Raw genomic sequence first — 16881 nt, 5'->3', positions numbered from 1 at the left:
AAATCCCTCCAGACCCTTGCCTGACTAACCCGTTTGGGTGAGGATGCCCCGAACCCTAGGGGGATTCCCTGCCCCCGATCGGCCCCACGACGTGAGGAGGAAGCGCCGGTGCCCTACGTCCTCGGGATCGATGTGGCACAGGGCCGGACCCACGCCGCCACCTGCCGCCGGCAAGGCCCCGGCTGGGGCGACCCCGAACCCCTCTGGCTGGGCGAACGCTCCCCGGCCGCGGCGTCCGCGCTGTTCCTCGACGACGAGGGCTACCTGCTCACCGGGGACGCGGCCGTCCAGGCCGGCGCCCGGGTGCCGTCGCGGCTGCTCACCGGCTTCCACCGGCGGATCGGCGACGACGTGCCGATGCTCGTCGAAGGCGAGCCGTTCCCGCCCGAGACGCTGACCACCGTGCTCGTCGAAGGGATCGCCGAGCACGCCGCGAACCTGTTCGGCGGCGCCCCGCACCACCTGGTGCTGACCCACCCCGGCGACTGGGGCGGCTACCGCCGTGACGTGCTGCGGCGCGCGCTGGCCGACGCCGGGTTCACCGCCGTCACGCTGGTCCCCGGCTCGATCGCCGCGCTCGGTGCGCACCTGCCGGTCCCCGGCCCCGGCGCGCAGGTGGCCGGGGTGTGCGAGTTCGGCACCGACGGCGTCAACGTCACCCTGGCGACGGCGACCGGGGCGAGCGGCTGGCAGGCCGGTGCGAGTGCCGAGGGGGTCGCCCCGGCGGCCGCGCTCAGCACGCTGTTCGCCCTCGCCGGCTCGGCCTCGGCCGTCCCCAAGAACCTCGCCGGGGTGGTGTTCTGCGGGGACGTCCCGCCGCACGCGCTCCCGGCCCGGCCGCCGTGCCCGATGTTCGCGGGACCGGTTCCGCCGGCGACCGCCGCCCTCGGCGCGGCCGCCCTCGCGGCCCTGCGCACCGACCGCCGGGAGACCCCCCAGGAACCCCCGGCCGTCGAGACCACCCTGCTCCCCCAGGTGGACACGTTCGGTGAGCTCGGCGAGCGGCCGCCCCGGCCGCCGGTCGACATCACGCCGTTCGAACTGCCCGAGCGCACCGGCCCGCTGAACCTGTTCCGGCGGCGGCGCCCCCTCGCCGCCGCGATCCTCGTGCTCGCCGCGGCCGTCTCGGCGGTGGCCATCACCGTCACCGCCCGCGAAGCCACCGCCGGTCCCGCTCCCACCCCCGCCCACTGCGCCCCCTCCGGTGAAGGTCACTGTTGAACACACTGCTCACGCAGGTTCCCCCGCTGCACTCCATTCCCGTGCACCCGGCGGCGCGGCAGCTGCTCGACCGCGTCGCCGCCGAGCCGGCCGCCCCGCTGCGGCTGGCCGTCGTCGCCCCCGGCGGGTACGGCAAGAGCGTGCTGCTCGCCGCGCTCGACCGCCGCTACCGCGAAGCCGGCGTCGAGGCCGTGCTGGTCGACGACGCCGACCGGCTCGGCCCGGACCAGCTCGAGGAGCTGCTCGCCGGCGCGGACGGGCCGATCGTCGTCGCGCACCGGCCGGCCGCGGTGGCGCCCGGCTGGACGCTGCTGCAGCTCGGCCCCCTCGGCGTCGAAGACGTGGCACGGCTGATGTCCGCGGTGACGGGTTCGCCCGCCGACCCCGCGGCCGCGGCCGAGCTGCACGCGCGCAGCGGCGGCGTGCCGCGGCTGGCCGAGCGGGCCCTGCTCGGGCGGCTGGCGGAGTTCCGGCCCGAGCTCGACGAGCTCGACGACGACGTCCTCCGCTACCTGATCGCGGCCGAGGCCGGCGCCGGGCGCAACCTCGACCTGCTCTGCGCGCTGCTCGACCGCGGCCCGGACCAGCTGCCCGCCATCGTCGAGGGCGCCCGCGCGACCGGGCTGCTCGCTCCCGACGACACGCTGCTGCCGCTGGCCGCGGCCGCCGTCCGCGACTTCGGGCCGCCCGCCCGCCGGCTGACCACCGTGCAGCGGCTGGTCGAACTGCAGCTGGCGAACGACCTCCCGGTGCTCGACCTGGCCCGGTCCCTGCTCGGCACGGGCAGTGCCGGCGCGTCCGCGGCGGCGGCGTTCGCCGCGGCGGCCGGGGAAGCGCTCCCTGCCGACGCGCGGCTCGCGACGCGGTTGTTCGAAGCCGCCGCCGAAGCGGGCGACCGCTCCGCCGCCGTAACCGCGGGCTGGGCGCGGGCGGCCGCGTTGTCCGGTGACCTCGACACCGCCCTCCGGCTGAGCGACGGGATGCTGGGCGCGGCCGACGCGGAAACCCGGGCGGCCGGCGCGGAAATCGCCGCGACGGTCCTGGCGCACCGGGGTGAACTGGCCCGCAGCGCCGAGCTCTACCACTGGGCGGGCCGCACCGACGCGTTCTCGGCGACGGCGTTGATCGGCACCGGCGACCTCGAAGGCGCCCGGCGGCTGCTCGACTCCCCCACGCCCGGCGCCGCACCGACGTTGTTCGCGGGCGCGGCGACCCGGATGGCCCGCGGCATCGTGGATTCGGTGTCCGGCTGCGCGACGGAGACGTTGTCCACGCTGCTGAGCGCGGCGGCGATGCTGGAGCCCGCGCTGGGCGGCACGCTGCTGCCGGACAGCCCGGCGGCCCTGGCCGCGCTCGTCGCCCTGCACACCGGGGAGCTGGCGCTGGCCGAATCCGTGCTCACCCGGGCCCTCGACGGCGGGATCGGCGGCGACCTCCTGGCCGGGCGGCACCGGCTGCTGCTGGGCTGGGTCGCGATGACGGCCGGCGACCTGGCGACGGCCGCGGAACACCGCGACGCCGTCGCCGGGCGGACCCTGGAGCCCCGGGACGAGCTGTTCTTCGCGACCCTGGAGCTCGGCCTGGCCCGGCGAGCCAGCGACCTCGTCGGGCTGCAGCGGTCGTGGAACCGCGCGTACCAGGCGTCGATGCGGCAGCAGACGGACCTGTTTTCGCTGCTGCCGCTGGGTGAGCTGGCCATCGCGGCCGCCCGCACCGGCGCGTTCGCCAAGCTGTCCGGCCAGTTCGAACGCGCCCACGGCCTGCTGGCCCGGCTCGGCGAGCCTCCACTGTGGACGGTGTCGCTGGTCTGGCACGAGCTGCACGCGGCGATCACCCTGGAGGACGCGGACGCGGCCGAGGCGCACCTGGCGACGTTGACCACGCACGCCCACTGCGGCCGCCACCCCCGCGCCCTGGCCACGGCGGCGCAGGGCTGGCTGGCCGTGCTGGGCGGCACGTTCGACCCGGACGCGATCTCCGCGGCCGCGGCGGAACTGCACGACCTGGGCCTGCGCTGGGACGCGGCCCGGCTGGCCGGCCAGGCGGCGATCCGCACGTCCGACCGCAAGGCGATGGTCCAGCTCCTGGAAGCGGCCCGCCAGTTCCAGGGCACGGCGGCCCGCCGCGACCCGGGCACGGCCGAACCGGCGGCGGGGACGGGTCTGGCCGCGTTGAGCGAGCGCGAGCTGGAAGTGGCGCGGCTGGTCGTGGACGGGCTGACCTACAAGCAGGCCGGTAGCAAGCTGTTCATCTCCGGGAAGACCGTCGAGCACCACATGGCCCGCATCCGCGGGAAGCTCGGCGCGGCGGACCGGCGGGAACTGCTGGCCACGCTCCGGGAACTGCTCTCGCGCCCGGACGCGCCCTAGTCCCGTTTGAGGGCGTTGGTCAGGCCGGCGACGACCGCGGTGGTCAGCACCCAGCCGGCCCCGGTCAGCACCCACGACCAGACCTGCGCCGTCTCCTGGGGGAACCAGTTCTTCTTCTGGCCCAGGTCGACGATCGGCAGCATCACGTCCAGGGTGTACGCCGCCGGCTGGAACTCCGGGACGGTGGCGGACGCGGCCTTCATCTGCGTGGGGTAGGCGCCGGCGAACACCGCCGTGCCGACGGCCACCAGCCCGGCCAGCCACAACCCGGCCAGCCAGGTGCGGTAGCCGTAGCCGACCGTCAGGTACAGCAGCCAGTTCCACGCCTTGCCCAGCAGGTTGAGCGCCCGGCGGCGGCGCCACTGCTTGGCGATGCCCACCCGGCGGGCGGCCTGTGAGTGGCCGTCCCGGCGGTAGGCCGCGGCGAGCTGGTCGTACAGCCCGGGTGCGTAACCGCCCTGGTGGCGCGCCAGCCACCTCAGGCGGGCGCGGACGCTGACCGTGTCGTTCTCCAGCACGTCGTAGCCGAACCCGCGCAGCCGCAGGTGGGCCGGCCAGCCGTCGAGGGCGTCGTGGAAGCTCGTCACCCGGGTGTTGGTGAGGTCGACGGTGCCGGCCGGCGGCTCTCGCGGCGTCAGGAACAGCGCGCCCGCGCGGGCGCTTTCGAGGTCGAGCGCCAGGCCGCCGGGGTTGGCCAGGGAGGCGCCGGTGAAGTCGAGGCTGCCGCCGATCTGCGCGCCGAGCAGGTTCACCTCGCCCACGGCGGTGAATTCGTTGCGGCAGAACATGGTCCGGTCGACGGTCAGGCTCTCGGCGTTGAGCGCGGGCCCGTGGTGGTTGGTCAGGGTGGCGCGGTCGAAGTCGAGGTTGCCGCCGATGTGGGCGCTGAGCAGGTTCACCTCGCCCACGGCGGCGAACCCGTGCCGGCAGAACATCGCGTGGTCGACCGTCAGGCTGTCGCCGTTGAGCGCGTACCCGAGGGGGTTGGTCAGGCTGGCGTTCTCGAAGTCGAGGCTGGCGCCGACGTGCGCCCCCAGCACGTTCACCTCGCCCACGGCCGTGAAGTCGTTGCGGCAGAACATCGCCCGGCCGACGGTGAGGCTGTCGGCGTAGAGCGCGTACCCGCCGGGGTTGGTCAAGGTGGCGCCTTCGAAGTCGAGGCTGCCGGCGACGGTCGCCCCGAGCAGGTTCACCTCGCCCCTGGCCGTGAAGCCGTTGCGGCAGTAGACGCTCTGGTCGGCCTTCAGGCTGTCGGCGTTGAGCGCGAACCGGCCACCGGCGGTCAGCACCGCACCGTCGAGTTCGAGGTTGCCGCCGACGTGGGCGCCGAGCAGGCGCACTTCGCCCTCGGCCGTGAACCCGTTGCGGCAGAACATCGCCCGGCCGACGGTGAGGCTGTCGGCGTTGAGCGCGGCCCCGTCCGGGCTGGCGAGCGTGGCCCCGTCGAATTCGAGGCTGCCGCCGATCTGCGCGCCGAGCAGGTTCACCTCGCCGTCGGCGGTGAAGCCGGCGCGGCAGTACATGCTCTGGTCGACGGTGAGGCTGTCGGCGTTGAGCGCGGTCCTGTCCGGGTTCACGAGCGTGGCCCCGTCGAGCTCGAGGTTGCCGCCGACGCGGGCGCCCAGGAGGCGCACCTCCCCGGTGGCCGTGAAACCGGTGCGGCAGTACATGCTCTGGTCGACCCGGAGGCTGTCGGCGTAGAGCGCGGGCCCGTCCGGGTTGGTCAGGGTGGCCCCGTCGAAGTCGAGGTGGCCGTCGACGCGGGCGCCGGACAGGCTGACCCCGCCTTCCGCGGCGACCAGCCGTTCCAGCACGAGGGCGCCGCGGACGTGCAGCTCGTCGGCGGCGATCCCGGGGAGGTGGCAGTCCGGCAGGCGGACCGTCACCGCCTGCGCCTGCTGCAGCGTGACCGGCTCCTCGAAGAAGCAGCCTTCCAGCACCAGCGGACAGCGGAGGACGGCCGCTTCGAGGTCGAGCCGGCCCGTCACCCGCGCCCCGCCGAGCCGCACGGCCCGCGGCGGGGGCTGCGTCCCGGTCACCAGCCGGGCGATCAGCTCGGCGCGCACGGTCCGGGACGCCGGCCAGCGGGCACCCCGGGCCGGGTCGTCGGCCGCGCGGTCGCCGGTGCGCAGGTCCACGTACGCGCCGCGCACCGCGGCCTCGGTCAAGCGTCGTTCGAGCCCCTGGTCGTCCGCCAAACCCCACACCTCCGGCAGGGCCCGGTTCCGGGCCCCCCGGAAGGGTGAGTCGATCGGCTGGTACCGCTCGTTACGCTACGACGTCGTAGTCGCGGCGAACGTGGCCGCGGGACCCGTGCCAGTCGCCGTGACCGCCGCGACGGTGAACGTGTACGCCGTCGCCGGGCGCAGGCCGTCGACCACGCGGGTCATGCCCTTGACCGTCGGCTGGGTCACCAGCGCGTCGCGGCCCTGCACGGTGATCGTGCGGCCGTCGGACACCGTGATCAGGTAGCCGAGCACCGGGGTGTCGCCCGCCGCGGCCGGCGGGTTCCAGCGGATCGAAGCCGCCGTTGCGCTCGGCAACGCCCGCGCGCTCGTCGGAACGTCCGGCAGCACACCGGTTTTCGGGCCGGGCGTCACCGGGGCGGCCGGCAGCGACGGCTCGCTCGTGCCGGACGCGTTGCGCGCCGCGACCGTCACCGTGTACGCCGTCCCGTCCGTCAGGCCCGGCACTTCGGCGTACGCGCGCTTCGCGAAGTCGGCCGCGGACACTGTCGCCTGGACCGTGCGCCCGCCGCCCGACGCCGTGACCACGTAGTCCGTGACCGGCGCGTTGTTGAAGGCGAACGTCGGGTTCCAGGTCGCGTACAGCTTGCCCGGGACGGCGAACGTGCCGACCCGCGACGGCGCCTCGGCCGGCGCCCGCCCGCCGACCTGCCGGGTGAGCAGCTTGCGGTAGGCCGGTTCGAGGCCCGCGTTCGCGACGATCGCGGGCGGCGCGTCGGCCGGGCGCGCCAGGAGCGTGTTGCCGCGGGTGATCGCGCCCTTGTCGGTCTTGTCGCGGTCGCCCTGCTCCCAGTAGTTGCCCTCGATCAGCGTCGGATCGTTGTTGCCGAGGTCGTCGCGGTAGTCGACGTGCACCGTGCCGACGTTCGCGTAGGCCATGTCGTAGAGGACGTTGCCGCGGACCGTCTCGTAGGTGTTGCCGTTGTCGGTGTAGACGCCCTTGCCGAGCCCCCACTGGCCGTGGATCACGTTGCCGGTGACCTTTTCGCCGTCGTCCAGGGAACTGCCGGTGATGCCCTGGGTGTAGACGCCGCCGCCGTCGTCGAGCATCAGCATGTAGTCGAAGATCAGGTTGTCCGAAACGACGTTGTCGTGCGACAGGTTCGGCGTCGCCGGGCGCTTGATCTTGTCCGGCCAGCCACCCCAGCCGACCGAGACCGCCGAGTAGCCGACGTGGTCGATCTGGTTGTGGGAGATGGTGTTCCGCACGGTGTAGCCGTTGACGACCGGCACCCCGCCGTGGAATTCGCGCGGCAGGCCGTAGAGGTGGTTGTCGGTGACCTGGACGTCCCGCACGACGTCGGCGTCGGTGTCCGTCACCGGTTTGTCGACGCCGCCGAGCTGCACGCCGTTGCCGGAGATGTCGGTGAAGACGTCCCCGCGCACCTGCGATTCCTTGGTGCCCTCGATCAGGTCGAGCCCGGCGCCGCCGAGGTGGGCGAACACGCTGTCGGCGAACTCGATGCGCTGCCCGTGGGAGACGGCGACGTTGGCGGGTTCCCGCGTCCACGAGGCGTACGGGCAGGTGCCGCCGGGCACGAACTGGCACAGGCCCTGGACGGCCCAGCCGTCGGCGCCCGTGATGGTGTAGCCGGCCTGGATTTCCGAGAACCCTTCGGGCGACGACGGCGTCAGCCAGGTCGCGTACGAGTAGCGCAGCCCGCGGAAGGCGACGTCGTGGATCGGCGCGGCGGCCGTGCCCTTCGCGTCGAGCAGCTTCTCCAGCACGGGCATCTCGACGTCCGCGCGGCGCAGGTCCTGGCCGGGTTTCGGCAGGTAGTAGACGACGTGCGCGGACCGGTCGAGGTACCACTCGCCGGGGGTGTCGAGCAGTTCGAAGGCGTTCTCGGCGTAGGTCGGGTGCCGTCCGTTCGTGAGGTCGGCCGGGCCGACCATGTTGACGCTGCGGCCGGGGATGTCCGGGAACAGCACACGTTTCGTCGAGTTGTCCCAGCACGGCTGGGCCATGGTGATCGTCGTGCCCGCCGCCGAGGCGAGGGGGCAGCGCGGCTCGGTCCACTGGCCGAGGCCGTCGCGCTGGATGTTCCACAGCGCTTCGCCGGCGGTGTAGACGAACTCGATGTCCTTCGGGTTGCGCCAGTGCGCGAGGGTGTCCGCGCTCGCGGTGTAGCCGGTGGCGGTGGCCTTGACGGTCACCGGCAGCGGGCCGCGGGCGCGTTGCTCCCGGACGCCGTCGACGTACAGCTGCCGCGTGGCGTCCAGCCCGGCGGGCGCGGGCGCGGCGAACAGGCCCGCCCGGCCCGCGACCGGCCGCCAGCCGGTGACCCGCACGCCGCCGTTCAGCTCGGTGTCGCCGCTGCCCTGCCAGATGACGCGGTGGCCGTTGCCGCCCGAATCCCGCGCGTCCAGCCGCAACGGCGCGGCCAGCCGGAAGACACCGGGCGCGAGGTGCACGGTGAGGTCCCGCGTCAGGTGCGGCGCCCGTTGCCGCACGAGGTCGCGGGCCCGGTCCAGGGTCCGGACGGGGTGCCCCGCGGTCCCGGACGCGTGGTCGGAACCGCCGGGCGAGACGTAGACGTCCCGGCTCGCGGCGTCCGGATCGGCCGCGGCCACCGGACCGGTCATGGCGAGCAGCGCGCCCGCCCCCAGGAGAGCGGCCACCGCGGTGCGCCCCCGCGTCGAGCCCCACTTGGTCAGCATGGACGAAACATAGGATCTCTCGACAGCGATGTCGACAATTTCCCGCTCATCGGGGCACGGGGTCCCCTATTCATCGGATGCCTGCGCGGCCATTCAGTCCCGGTCGGTCTCGGTCGGTCCCGGTCGGCCCGGTCAGTCCCGGCTGGGTCCGAAGCGTTCGGTGCGGATGCGGTGCGGGTCGTGGCCGAGGGCGACCAGGATGTCCGCGACTGTCTCCACGAAGCCCGTCGGACCGCAGACGAAACAGGACGCGCCGAACTCGGCGGGCCAGCCGGCGGTGTTGAGCGTCGCGACGTCGATGCGCTTGGGCAGGCCGGGGCGGCCTTCGGGCAGCTCGCGCGTGTAGACGTAGGTGACGTCCACCCCGGCGACGGGCGCGCGCAGCTCGTCGGCGTAGTACAGCTCGGCCGGGGTCCGCAGCGAGTAGACGAGCTTGAACGGCGTCCGCACGCCCGCGGCCCGCCGGGCCCGGATCATCGCCATCAGCGGCACGATCCCCGAGCCGCCCGCGACGAGCAGCACCGGCGCCGGATCGGTGGGCCGCCAGGCGAACCAGCCCCCGATCGGGCCGCGGATCTCGACGGGGTCACCGACCGCGTACGGGCCGGTGAGGTGCTCGGAAACCTCACCGCCGGCGACGCGCTGCACGGTCAGCTCGACCCGGTCCCCCTCGGCGGGCGCGGAGAGCGAGTAGCTGCGCTGCGCGCGGTAGCCGTCCGCCGCCGTGAGCCGGACGTCGACGTGCTGCCCGGCGAGGTGCCCGGGCCAGCCGGGCACGTCGAAGACGAGCGTGCGCGCCGTCGGCGTCTCGTCGCGGAAGCCGGCCAGGCGGGCGACCCGCCAGGCTAGTCGCCCTGATACCGCTGTTCGCGCCATGGATCCCCGTAGTCGTGGTAGCCGACGTTCTCCCAGAAGCCCGGCTCGTCCCGGATCTTCAGTTCCAGTCCGCGCACCCACTTCGCGGACTTCCAGAAGTACAGGTGCGGCACGAGCAGCCGCGCCGGGCCGCCGTGCTCGGGGGTCAGCGGCTTGCCGCCGTACTCGTAGGCGATCCACGCCTGCCCGTCGAGCAGGTCGGCCAGCGGCAGGTTCGTGGTGTAGCCGCCGTAGGAGTGCACCATGACGTAGTCGGCCTCGGTGCCCAGGCCGCCGACCAGCGTGTCGACCGGGACGCCCCGCCACCGGGTGTCCAGTTTGGACCACTGCGTGACGCAGTGGATGTCCACTGTGGGCTTTTCGCTGGGCAGCGCCATCAGCTCGGCCCAGTTCCAGGTGTGCTTCTCCCCGGACTCGGTGGTGACGGTGAATTCCCACGTTTCGGTGCGCACGCGCGGCGTCGGGCCGGCCGACAGCACGGGGAAGCCTTCCTCCAGGTACTGCCCGGGCGGCAGCCGCGGGTTGCCGCTGCGTGCCCGTCCCTGGAACCCCGGAGTCACGACACCCATTGCGGCACTCCCTTCCCGATCGCGCCGAGCCTACGCCCGGACCTGCAGCCCCAGCGACGTGACGAGCACCGCAGCCTGATCGGGTGACACGATCGCCGCGGCCAGCTCGGCGTTCAGCGGATCGAGGGCCGAGAGATCACTCCCCCGCAGGTCGGCCCGCGGGAGTTTCACGGCGTGCAGCATCGCCCCGGACAGGTCGACGTCGGCGAACACGGCGCCGGCGCAGTCCGCCCCGGTGAGGTCGGCCTCCCGCATCCGCACCCCCTGGAAGCTGACGGCCCGCAGATCGGCCCCGGCCAGCCCGGCGAAGGACCAGTCCCCACCGGTGACCCGCAACGGCCGCAGCTCGCATTCGGCGAACGAGGAGCCGACGAGCTTGCACCCGGTGAATTCGGCGTCGAAGAAGTTGCACCGCTTGAAGGTGCACCCGGTGAACGCCGAGTCCACGTGCCGCGACGCGTTGAAGCGCACGTTCCCGAACACGCAGTCGGTGAAGACGGAGTTCCGGGTGACCGCCTCCGAGAGGTCGGTCTCCTGGAACTCGCACCGCACGTAGTGCCGCCCGGTGAGCTCCTCTCCGTACCAGTCGTCGCGGACGAACCGCTGCTCCTCTTGCGTGGCCTCGGACATGCCGCCAGGCTAGCCCCAGATCCGGCCGCCGGAGGGAGCCAGCGCATGCTCGACGCCGACGACGTCCGCAAGGCCGTCCCGATGACGGCCGCGATCGACGCGGTCCGCGAGGCGTTCCTCGACCTGGCGGCCGGCCGTTTCGAGGTGCCCCAACGCTTGTCGTTCGCGGACGCGACCACCCTGGTGATGACGGCCTGCCACAAGCCGACGTCGGCCACGGTGGTGAAGACGCTCAACCTGGCCCCGGGCCGCACCCCGATGATCCTGGGCACACTGGTGTGGAACACGGCCGAGGGCCAGGTGGTCGCGGACGCGGTCGAGGTCACCACCCTGCGCACAGGGGCGGCCTCGGGCGTCGCAACGGACCTCTTGGCCCCGCCCACCGCAAGCCGCCTGGCCCTCCTGGGCACGGGAGCCCAGGCGGCCGACCAGGTCCGCGCGGTGGCAGCGGTACGCACGTTGCGGCAGGTGTCGGTGTTCGGACGCGACCTTTCGCGGGCGCAGGCGTTGGCGGACCGGTTGGGCGCCGAGTTCCCCTCGGTGGCGGTGCGGGTGGCGCGCCGCGCCTCGGATGCCGTGGGTGACGCGGACGTCGTTTGTTGCGCTACTTCATCGGAGACTCCTCTCTTCGGTGTCGACGACTTGCCGGAACGGGTCCACGTGAACGCGATCGGCTCGTACCGGCCATCCATGCGGGAGCTGCCGCCGGAGCTGTTGGCGACGGCGGGGTGTGTGGTGGTGGACCAGATCGCCGCGGCCATGGCGGAGGCCGGCGAGGTGATCCACGCGGTGGAGACGGGCCTTGTGGAGCGCGGATCGCTGGTGGAGCTGGGGACTGCGCTGGGCGACCCGCCGGTGGTGGGTGGGCGGACGGTGTTCAAGTCGGTTGGGCTCGCGGTGCAGGACTGGGCGGTGGGTCGGCTGCTCGGGGAAGCGGCTGCTAGGGCACGCCTTTAGACGGCATCGGCTGCCGGAACACCGCCAAGCCACGCCGGTGACCGCCGCGATCTCGCCGCCGGTGCGCAGCGGAACCCCGCACCCAGGGGCCCGCCGCCCCTGCAGCGCCCCGGCCCGCCGACCGAACCGAACCCGGGCTCGCCGGCCGAAGCCCGACCGCTGGCCGAACCGCACGCCGGGGTCGCCGCCCCTGCCGCACCCGGCCCTGCCCGGCCGGCGACCTTGCCGCGCCACGGCACGCACTCGGCCCGCCGCCGAAGCTCGCACGCCGGCCGAACCGCCCGGGACCCGTGTCGTGACCTGCTCCCCGGCTGCCGCGGCCCGGCCCTGTCCGGCCCTGTCCGGGCCGGGCCGGGCCGGGGCAGCGCGAGGCGGCGCGGGTCGGTGCGGAGTGGGTCGGGGCGCCGACCCTGCCGCGCTCCGGCTACCGACCGAACCGAACCCGGGCTCGCCAGCTGAAGCCCGCCCGCTGGCCGAAGTGCACGCCGGGGCAACCGCCCCTGCCGCATCCGGCCCGGCCCGGCGATCCTGCCGGGCCCCGGCCCGCCGCGCGAACCGCACTCGGCCCGCTAACCGAAAGCTCGCACGCCGGCCGAACCGCGCCCCGGGCCGAAGGTCGAATCGCCCGGGACCTGCGCCATCACTGCGAGCCGGCTGCCGGACCGGGGAGCCAGCCAAGGCCGTTCACCGCGCGTCCGGCTGCTCACCCGCCGTTGCGAGGGGGCGGCGGAGAGCAACGGGAGCGGCCGAACGGCGCAATCTTGGGGTTGGAGCGTTTGATCGGTCACCCGATCCGGGAATTTTCGCGGCATGTCTCCTTGGCGAACCACCACCAGACGGAACACGGCCGTGCGGGTCATCACGGCGATCGGCGCGATCTTCGCGGGGATCGAAGTTCTCTACATGATCATGGTGCTCGCCGGCGCGAATGCCGGCAATGCCTTCTTCCAGTTCATCAAGTCGCTGGCGGTTCCTCTCGCGTTGTTCTGGCCCGGCCTGTTCCCCGTGGACAGCCCCAGCCTGGCCGTGATCCTCGACTACGGCCTGGCCGCGGTGTTCTGGCTGGTCGTGACCGGCATCATCGCCCGCTTCGCCGGACGGTGACCGGAGGCGAACCACCCGCCGTCGCCGCCGTTCGTCGCCTTGGGTGACACTGGACGGATGAGCGACGGCAGGTGGTTCGACGGCTGGTCTCCCTGGCCCGAGCTGGCCGGCTTGGCCGCGGCCGGGCGTTCCCTGCTCCCGAACGTCCCGGTCACGCCGGCCGCCCTCGTGCGCACCGTCACCGAGCAGCTCGTCGGCCGCAGGCTGACCGCGAAGGTGGGGGACCGCGAAGTCGGCCTCACCCTCGCCGAACTCGACTACCCCGCCGACAGCCTCCGGCTGGCCACCGGGCGCATCGGCGACGTCCGGATCGTCGCCGAGGACGTCGACTGGCCCGACACCGAAGGCGCAGACGGCGAAGCACCCGGAAGCATCCCGCTGCGCCGCGTCACCGTGCTCGCCGAAGACGTCCGCCTCCGCTCGCTGCCCACGCCGGCCGCCAAGCCCGCGCGGGTGCAGCTCGGGATCGCCGTGTCCGCGGACGTGCTCCGCGACCGGGTGGCGAAAGCCCGCCCCGGGATCGTCGCCACCCCGGCCGACAACGGGCTGCTGCAGATCCGCTGGGCCAAGCGGCCGGACTGGGGCCACCTGACGCTGCGCCCCCAGGTGGCGGAGGACGCCGTGGTACTCGTGCCGCAGACCCTCCACATCGGACAGCGCCGGCTGCGCCCACCCCGCCGTTTCCGGCCCATCGTGCTTCCGCTGCCGGAACTCCCACCCGGCCTGAAACTGACGAAAGTGGAGCCGCGGCACGACGAACTCGTGCTGCACACAGTGGCGGAGGAATGGCCGGAGCGACTCTCCCGCATTCCCCTGCCGGACCTGCTGAGCTGGCTGACCACCGCCGCGATGACCCTGACCTTGCCGAACCTCGGTACGCGTTCATGATTTCCCCTCTCCGATGAGGGCCACGCTACTCGAACGCGCGTTCGAACATCATCACTCACAGGAGTGGAACTCAGGCGTCCCGATCCCGTAGGTACCGCGTGTGGTCGGCCTGCCGGTCGACCTCCGTCGCGTAGAACCGCTCGGCCACCCGGTGCGCCTCCGCTTCGAGCAAACCCAGCTGCGCCACCAGTTCCGAGCCCGCAGAAGCACGCCGAGCCGCGAACCACCACGGCAGATTGAGGTAGCTTTCCAGCGACAGCGGCAAATCGGTCCCCGCCAGCCGCACGACGGCGTGCTGCAGATCAGGATCCGCCGCGAGCCGCGAAGGCCGCGACAGCAGGTCGCGAAGGACCAGAACGATCCGGCGCACACTGTCCACTGAGGACGACGGTAGCCGGGACGCCTGCGCGGAAACCGTCGCCTCGAGCGCGTCCAGAGACTGCCGCAGCTCAGCCGACGTATCAGGAACCAGCCGCACCTTCTCCCCCGGCGCGAGCAGCGCCCCCGCCGCGTAGAGCGCAGCCACGACGAACGGCCAGAACCACCCGACCACCCCGGTCAGGTACAGCCCGACGCCGATCAGCCCGCCGACGCAGCCGGCGAGGTTCTTGGTCGACCCCAGATAACGCAGCATCACTGGTACCCGCGAATCTCCTGGAACACCCGCGAAAGCTCGACGTTGCGCGCGTCGAACACCTTCCCGCCGGTCTGCGTCGCGACCTGGGTCAGCTCGTCGCTGCTGCCCTCGCCGAACAGGACCGTGAACACCGGAACCTGTTTCACCGAGGGTGGCAGCGACCCGGACGACGTCAGGAAGTCCGTCAAGGAAGAACCGTTCGCGTTCTCGCCGTCGGTCATCAGCACGATGGAGGTGAACCGGTCCGGATCCGCGGCCACCAGCGGCTCGAGCACCTGGTACGCCCGCGAAAGGCTGTCATAGATCGCCGTTCCGCCCTTCGCCGTGAGCCCCTCGGCGAACGTCTTGATGTGCGCCAGCTCGGCCGCCGGGTTTTCCGATGGCACCGTAAACGTCCGCGGCGCGCCCGGCGCGGTGCTGAACGGCAGCATCGTCACCTCCTCACGGCTCCTGAACCGCCGGAACCGGCCGGTCAGCGAGGTGTCCGCGCCCGTGAGGCCCACCAGAGCGGACCGCAGCGAATCGATCCGCGCACCCGCCATCGACCCGGACGTGTCGAGCACGTACAGCGTCCGCGAAGGCCGCCGAAGCTTGTCGAAGTACGCCGCCAGCAGCGCGTCGACCGCCTGCTGCGTCGCCGGGAACGGCAGCTCGACCAGGTCCCGCTGCGCGAACTGCGGCCCCAGCGCGACCCCGGGCACGACCGGACGCCGCCCGGTGGTCTCCATGATCCGCTGCTGCACCGCCGGCGTCCGCAGGTGGTCCGCGAGCCGCTGATGGGCCGACCGCGCGTCGGCACCGGCGGAAGCCAGCAGGGTGAGCGGGTAGTCGGCGGTGACGACCCCGTCGCTCGGGTAGATCAGCGTGAGCGGCGCGGGCAGCTTCCCGGACGCGTTCGCCGACAGCAGCACGGACTCGTAGTTGATCAGCCCGTCGACCGGGTCGGGACCGGTCGCGCGCCGGACGTAGGCGTCCGACAGCCAGCCCGAGGAGCCCGCCGAAAGTGCTTGGGCGCTGAAGAACTGCGTCAGCTGCGGAGTCACCGAAGCGATCTGCTGGGCGTCGATCGCGTTGCCCGCGCCCGCCAGCGCCGAGGCGACCCCGACCAGCGCCGAGAACCCCGAGTTCGACGCCGACGGGTCCGTCATCCCGTAGCTGAACGCCTTCTTCCCGGCCTGCGCGGCGATTTCGCCCCAGCTGACCGGCTTTCCCGCCCAGCCGAGCCGCTGCACGACCGGCATGGCCAGCCCCAGCACCACCGGCGAGCTCATGATCTTGGCCTGGTTCCCGAGCCGCTTCGCCGCTTCGGGAATCCCGGCGGGGTAGCGGTTCGACGAGAACCACACGGCGTCGTACTTGCCGTCGGCACTGCCGTTCGCCAGCGCTTCGGCGCCTTCCAGGGTGCCGGTGAAGGTGAACTTGACCTTGACGCCGGTGGCCTGCGCGGCTTCGTCGAGCACCGGCTGCATGTCCGCCAGCTCGCTGCCCGCGAGGATCCGCAGCGTCCCCGGTTCGGGCGCGTCCGGCGGCGCGGACGACGGATCGGAGCACCCCGCCAGCACCACCGCCCCCAGGATGAGGGCCAGGACTTTCCTCATGCTTCCCCCTCGTGCGAACGCCGCAGGTGGTCCTCGGCGCGGCGGATCTCCCCGGACAGCGATTCGACGGTCGCCGCCATCGTGCGGACGGCGTCGGCGCGGAACCCGTCGATCGCGTCGATCGAGGCGTAGATCCGGTCGAAGGACGCGCGGATCGTCTCGGTCGCGACGGCCGGGTCGCTGCTCGCCTTGCGGATCTCGGCGGACTGCAGGTCCAGCAGCTCGGTGTTGGCGCGGATCAACCCGTCCGTGGTGGCCTGCAGCGCCGCGACCTCGTCGAGGACGTCCCGCTGGCTCGCCAGCGCGCCGCTGACCAGCAACGCGACCCGCAGCGCGGACACCGTCGTCGACACCGCCCGTTCGACGCCGCGGATCAGCTCGTCGTTGTTCTTGCGCACCAGGTCCAGCGCGAGGTAGCCCTGTGCGCTGACGGCCAGCTGGGTCAGCAGGTCCTGGTGCCGCTGCCGGATCGGGTAGAGCACGTCGGCACGCAACGCGTTGGCACGCGCGGGATCCGTCAGGTCGAAGACACCGGCCTGCGCCTCGATCGCGCCGTCGACGGCCTCGGCGAGGGCGGCCGCTTCGGCGAGCTTCCCCATCACCTTCCACAGCCGTTCGCGCTCGCCCTTGATCGAGGCGTTGTCGCGGCGCAGCACGTCCTGACGGCCGCGCAGGTCGACGACCAGCGCGTTGACCGGCTCGTTCGCCGCCCGGTAGCGGTCCAGCGCCCGCTTCGCGCCGGCCGCGGCCGGGAACATCCCCAGCAGCTTCCGGCCGGTCAGCGGCAGCTTCGCCGGGTCCAGTTCGGCGACGGTCCGCCGCAGGCTCGCGAGGCTCGTCGTGACGCCGTCCTGCGGGGACACCGAGCTGCGCAACGACCGGTCGAGCATCGTTCCGGCGACGCCGGCCGCCGCGCGCATGTCGGCCTCGCCGACGGTCAGCAGCTCGTCGAGCAGGTCGGTGAACTCCGGTGACCGGACGTCGAGGGCTTCGAGCCGGGACGCGAATTCCGAAGCGCGCACGGTGATTTCCGTCCGGGTACCGGAACTGAGCGTGATCAGCCCGGCGGCGCGCTCGGCCGGGATCGCGGAGACCGGCTCGGGCGGGGTGAGGGCGAAGTCCATG

At 73.2% G+C, this 16881-nt stretch carries 13 protein-coding genes; 5 read left to right on the top strand and 8 right to left on the bottom strand.

Translation table 11 applies throughout. From position 1 onward, the window contains the following. Positions 1–108 precede the first annotated feature (108 nt). Together ABZW17_RS28455 and ABZW17_RS28450 are read left to right on the top strand one after the other, a co-directional pair. The gene (locus ABZW17_RS28455) at positions 109–1221 is read left to right on the top strand and encodes a molecular chaperone DnaK (RefSeq protein ID WP_354820707.1); all 1113 of its coding nucleotides are present in this window, start codon (positions 109–111) and stop codon (positions 1219–1221) included. Next, positions 1218–3590, top strand: a complete 2373-nt coding sequence (locus ABZW17_RS28450) for a LuxR C-terminal-related transcriptional regulator (RefSeq protein WP_354820705.1) — start codon at positions 1218–1220, stop codon at positions 3588–3590. The genes ABZW17_RS28455 and ABZW17_RS28450 overlap by 4 nt, the downstream gene beginning before the upstream one ends. On the opposite strand, the gene ABZW17_RS28445 is transcribed toward ABZW17_RS28450, so the two are convergent. From ABZW17_RS28445 to ABZW17_RS28425, 5 genes are all read right to left on the bottom strand, one after another. Then, on the bottom strand, positions 3587–5788 hold the full coding sequence (locus ABZW17_RS28445; RefSeq protein ID WP_354820702.1) for a hypothetical protein: 2202 nt from the start codon (positions 5786–5788) through the stop codon (positions 3587–3589). The two genes, ABZW17_RS28450 and ABZW17_RS28445, sit on opposite strands and share 4 nt — an antisense overlap. Positions 5789–5863: 75 nt before the next feature. After that, on the bottom strand, positions 5864–8497 hold the full coding sequence (locus ABZW17_RS28440) for a fibronectin type III domain-containing protein (protein WP_354820699.1): 2634 nt from the start codon (positions 8495–8497) through the stop codon (positions 5864–5866). A gap of 132 nt (positions 8498–8629) precedes the next feature. Further along, the gene (locus tag ABZW17_RS28435; protein WP_354820696.1) at positions 8630–9373 is read right to left on the bottom strand and encodes a ferredoxin reductase; all 744 of its coding nucleotides are present in this window, start codon (positions 9371–9373) and stop codon (positions 8630–8632) included. Beyond that, entirely contained in the window at positions 9343–9942 is a 600-nt protein-coding gene (locus ABZW17_RS28430) for a sulfite oxidase-like oxidoreductase (protein WP_354820693.1), read from the bottom strand. The genes ABZW17_RS28435 and ABZW17_RS28430 overlap by 31 nt, the downstream gene beginning before the upstream one ends. A 30-nt stretch (positions 9943–9972) precedes the next feature. After that, positions 9973–10572 (bottom strand): pentapeptide repeat-containing protein, encoded by a 600-nt coding sequence (locus tag ABZW17_RS28425; RefSeq protein ID WP_354820690.1) that lies wholly within the window; start codon positions 10570–10572, stop codon positions 9973–9975. 45 nt (positions 10573–10617) lie between these two features. On the opposite strand from ABZW17_RS28425, the gene ABZW17_RS28420 reads away from it, so the two are divergent. The 3 genes from ABZW17_RS28420 (at position 10618) to ABZW17_RS28410 (ending at position 13521) form a co-directional block, all read left to right on the top strand. Then, positions 10618–11529, top strand: coding sequence for an ornithine cyclodeaminase family protein (locus tag ABZW17_RS28420; protein WP_354820687.1), 912 nt, complete (start codon positions 10618–10620; stop codon positions 11527–11529). An 849-nt stretch (positions 11530–12378) separates the two neighbouring features. Next, the gene (locus tag ABZW17_RS28415; protein WP_003083120.1) at positions 12379–12633 is read left to right on the top strand and encodes a hypothetical protein; all 255 of its coding nucleotides are present in this window, start codon (positions 12379–12381) and stop codon (positions 12631–12633) included. Positions 12634–12690: 57 nt separating this feature from the next. Further along, on the top strand, positions 12691–13521 hold the full coding sequence (locus ABZW17_RS28410; RefSeq protein ID WP_354820684.1) for a hypothetical protein: 831 nt from the start codon (positions 12691–12693) through the stop codon (positions 13519–13521). Between the two features lie 70 nt (positions 13522–13591). On the opposite strand, the gene ABZW17_RS28405 is transcribed toward ABZW17_RS28410, so the two are convergent. From ABZW17_RS28405 to ABZW17_RS28395, 3 genes are read right to left on the bottom strand one after another with little or no spacing between them, the layout of a single operon-like run. Next, on the bottom strand, positions 13592–14158 hold the full coding sequence (locus ABZW17_RS28405) for a hypothetical protein (protein WP_354820681.1): 567 nt from the start codon (positions 14156–14158) through the stop codon (positions 13592–13594). After that, the gene (locus ABZW17_RS28400) at positions 14155–15756 is read right to left on the bottom strand and encodes an extracellular solute-binding protein (RefSeq protein WP_354820678.1); all 1602 of its coding nucleotides are present in this window, start codon (positions 15754–15756) and stop codon (positions 14155–14157) included. The genes ABZW17_RS28405 and ABZW17_RS28400 overlap by 4 nt, the downstream gene beginning before the upstream one ends. Next, positions 15753–16880, bottom strand: coding sequence for a toxic anion resistance protein (locus ABZW17_RS28395; RefSeq protein WP_354820675.1), 1128 nt, complete (start codon positions 16878–16880; stop codon positions 15753–15755). The genes ABZW17_RS28400 and ABZW17_RS28395 overlap by 4 nt, the downstream gene beginning before the upstream one ends. Position 16881 lies beyond the last annotated feature (1 nt).

Origin of the sequence: Amycolatopsis sp. NPDC004625 (assembly GCF_040609695.1) — a bacterium.
In the GTDB taxonomy this organism is placed as follows: Bacteria; Actinomycetota; Actinomycetes; order Mycobacteriales; family Pseudonocardiaceae; genus Amycolatopsis.
Note: the sequence above shows the minus strand (reverse complement) of the source record. Positions and strands in the feature narration are given on the sequence as shown.

What these genes read in the sequence shown, in the direction of transcription:
- ABZW17_RS28400 (WP_354820678.1), bottom strand. Translation starts at nt 15,756, where the DNA reads ATGAGGAAAGTCCTGGCCCTCATCCTGGGGGCGGTGGTGCTGGCGGGG.
- ABZW17_RS28440 (WP_354820699.1), bottom strand. Translation starts at nt 8,497, where the DNA reads ATGCTGACCAAGTGGGGCTCGACGCGGGGGCGCACCGCGGTGGCCGCT.
- ABZW17_RS28410 (WP_354820684.1), top strand. Translation starts at nt 12,691, where the DNA reads ATGAGCGACGGCAGGTGGTTCGACGGCTGGTCTCCCTGGCCCGAGCTG.
- ABZW17_RS28430 (WP_354820693.1), bottom strand. Translation starts at nt 9,942, where the DNA reads ATGGGTGTCGTGACTCCGGGGTTCCAGGGACGGGCACGCAGCGGCAAC.
- ABZW17_RS28395 (WP_354820675.1), bottom strand. Translation starts at nt 16,880, where the DNA reads ATGGACTTCGCCCTCACCCCGCCCGAGCCGGTCTCCGCGATCCCGGCC.
- ABZW17_RS28425 (WP_354820690.1), bottom strand. Translation starts at nt 10,572, where the DNA reads ATGTCCGAGGCCACGCAAGAGGAGCAGCGGTTCGTCCGCGACGACTGG.
- ABZW17_RS28435 (WP_354820696.1), bottom strand. Translation starts at nt 9,373, where the DNA reads ATGGCGCGAACAGCGGTATCAGGGCGACTAGCCTGGCGGGTCGCCCGC.
- ABZW17_RS28420 (WP_354820687.1), top strand. Translation starts at nt 10,618, where the DNA reads ATGCTCGACGCCGACGACGTCCGCAAGGCCGTCCCGATGACGGCCGCG.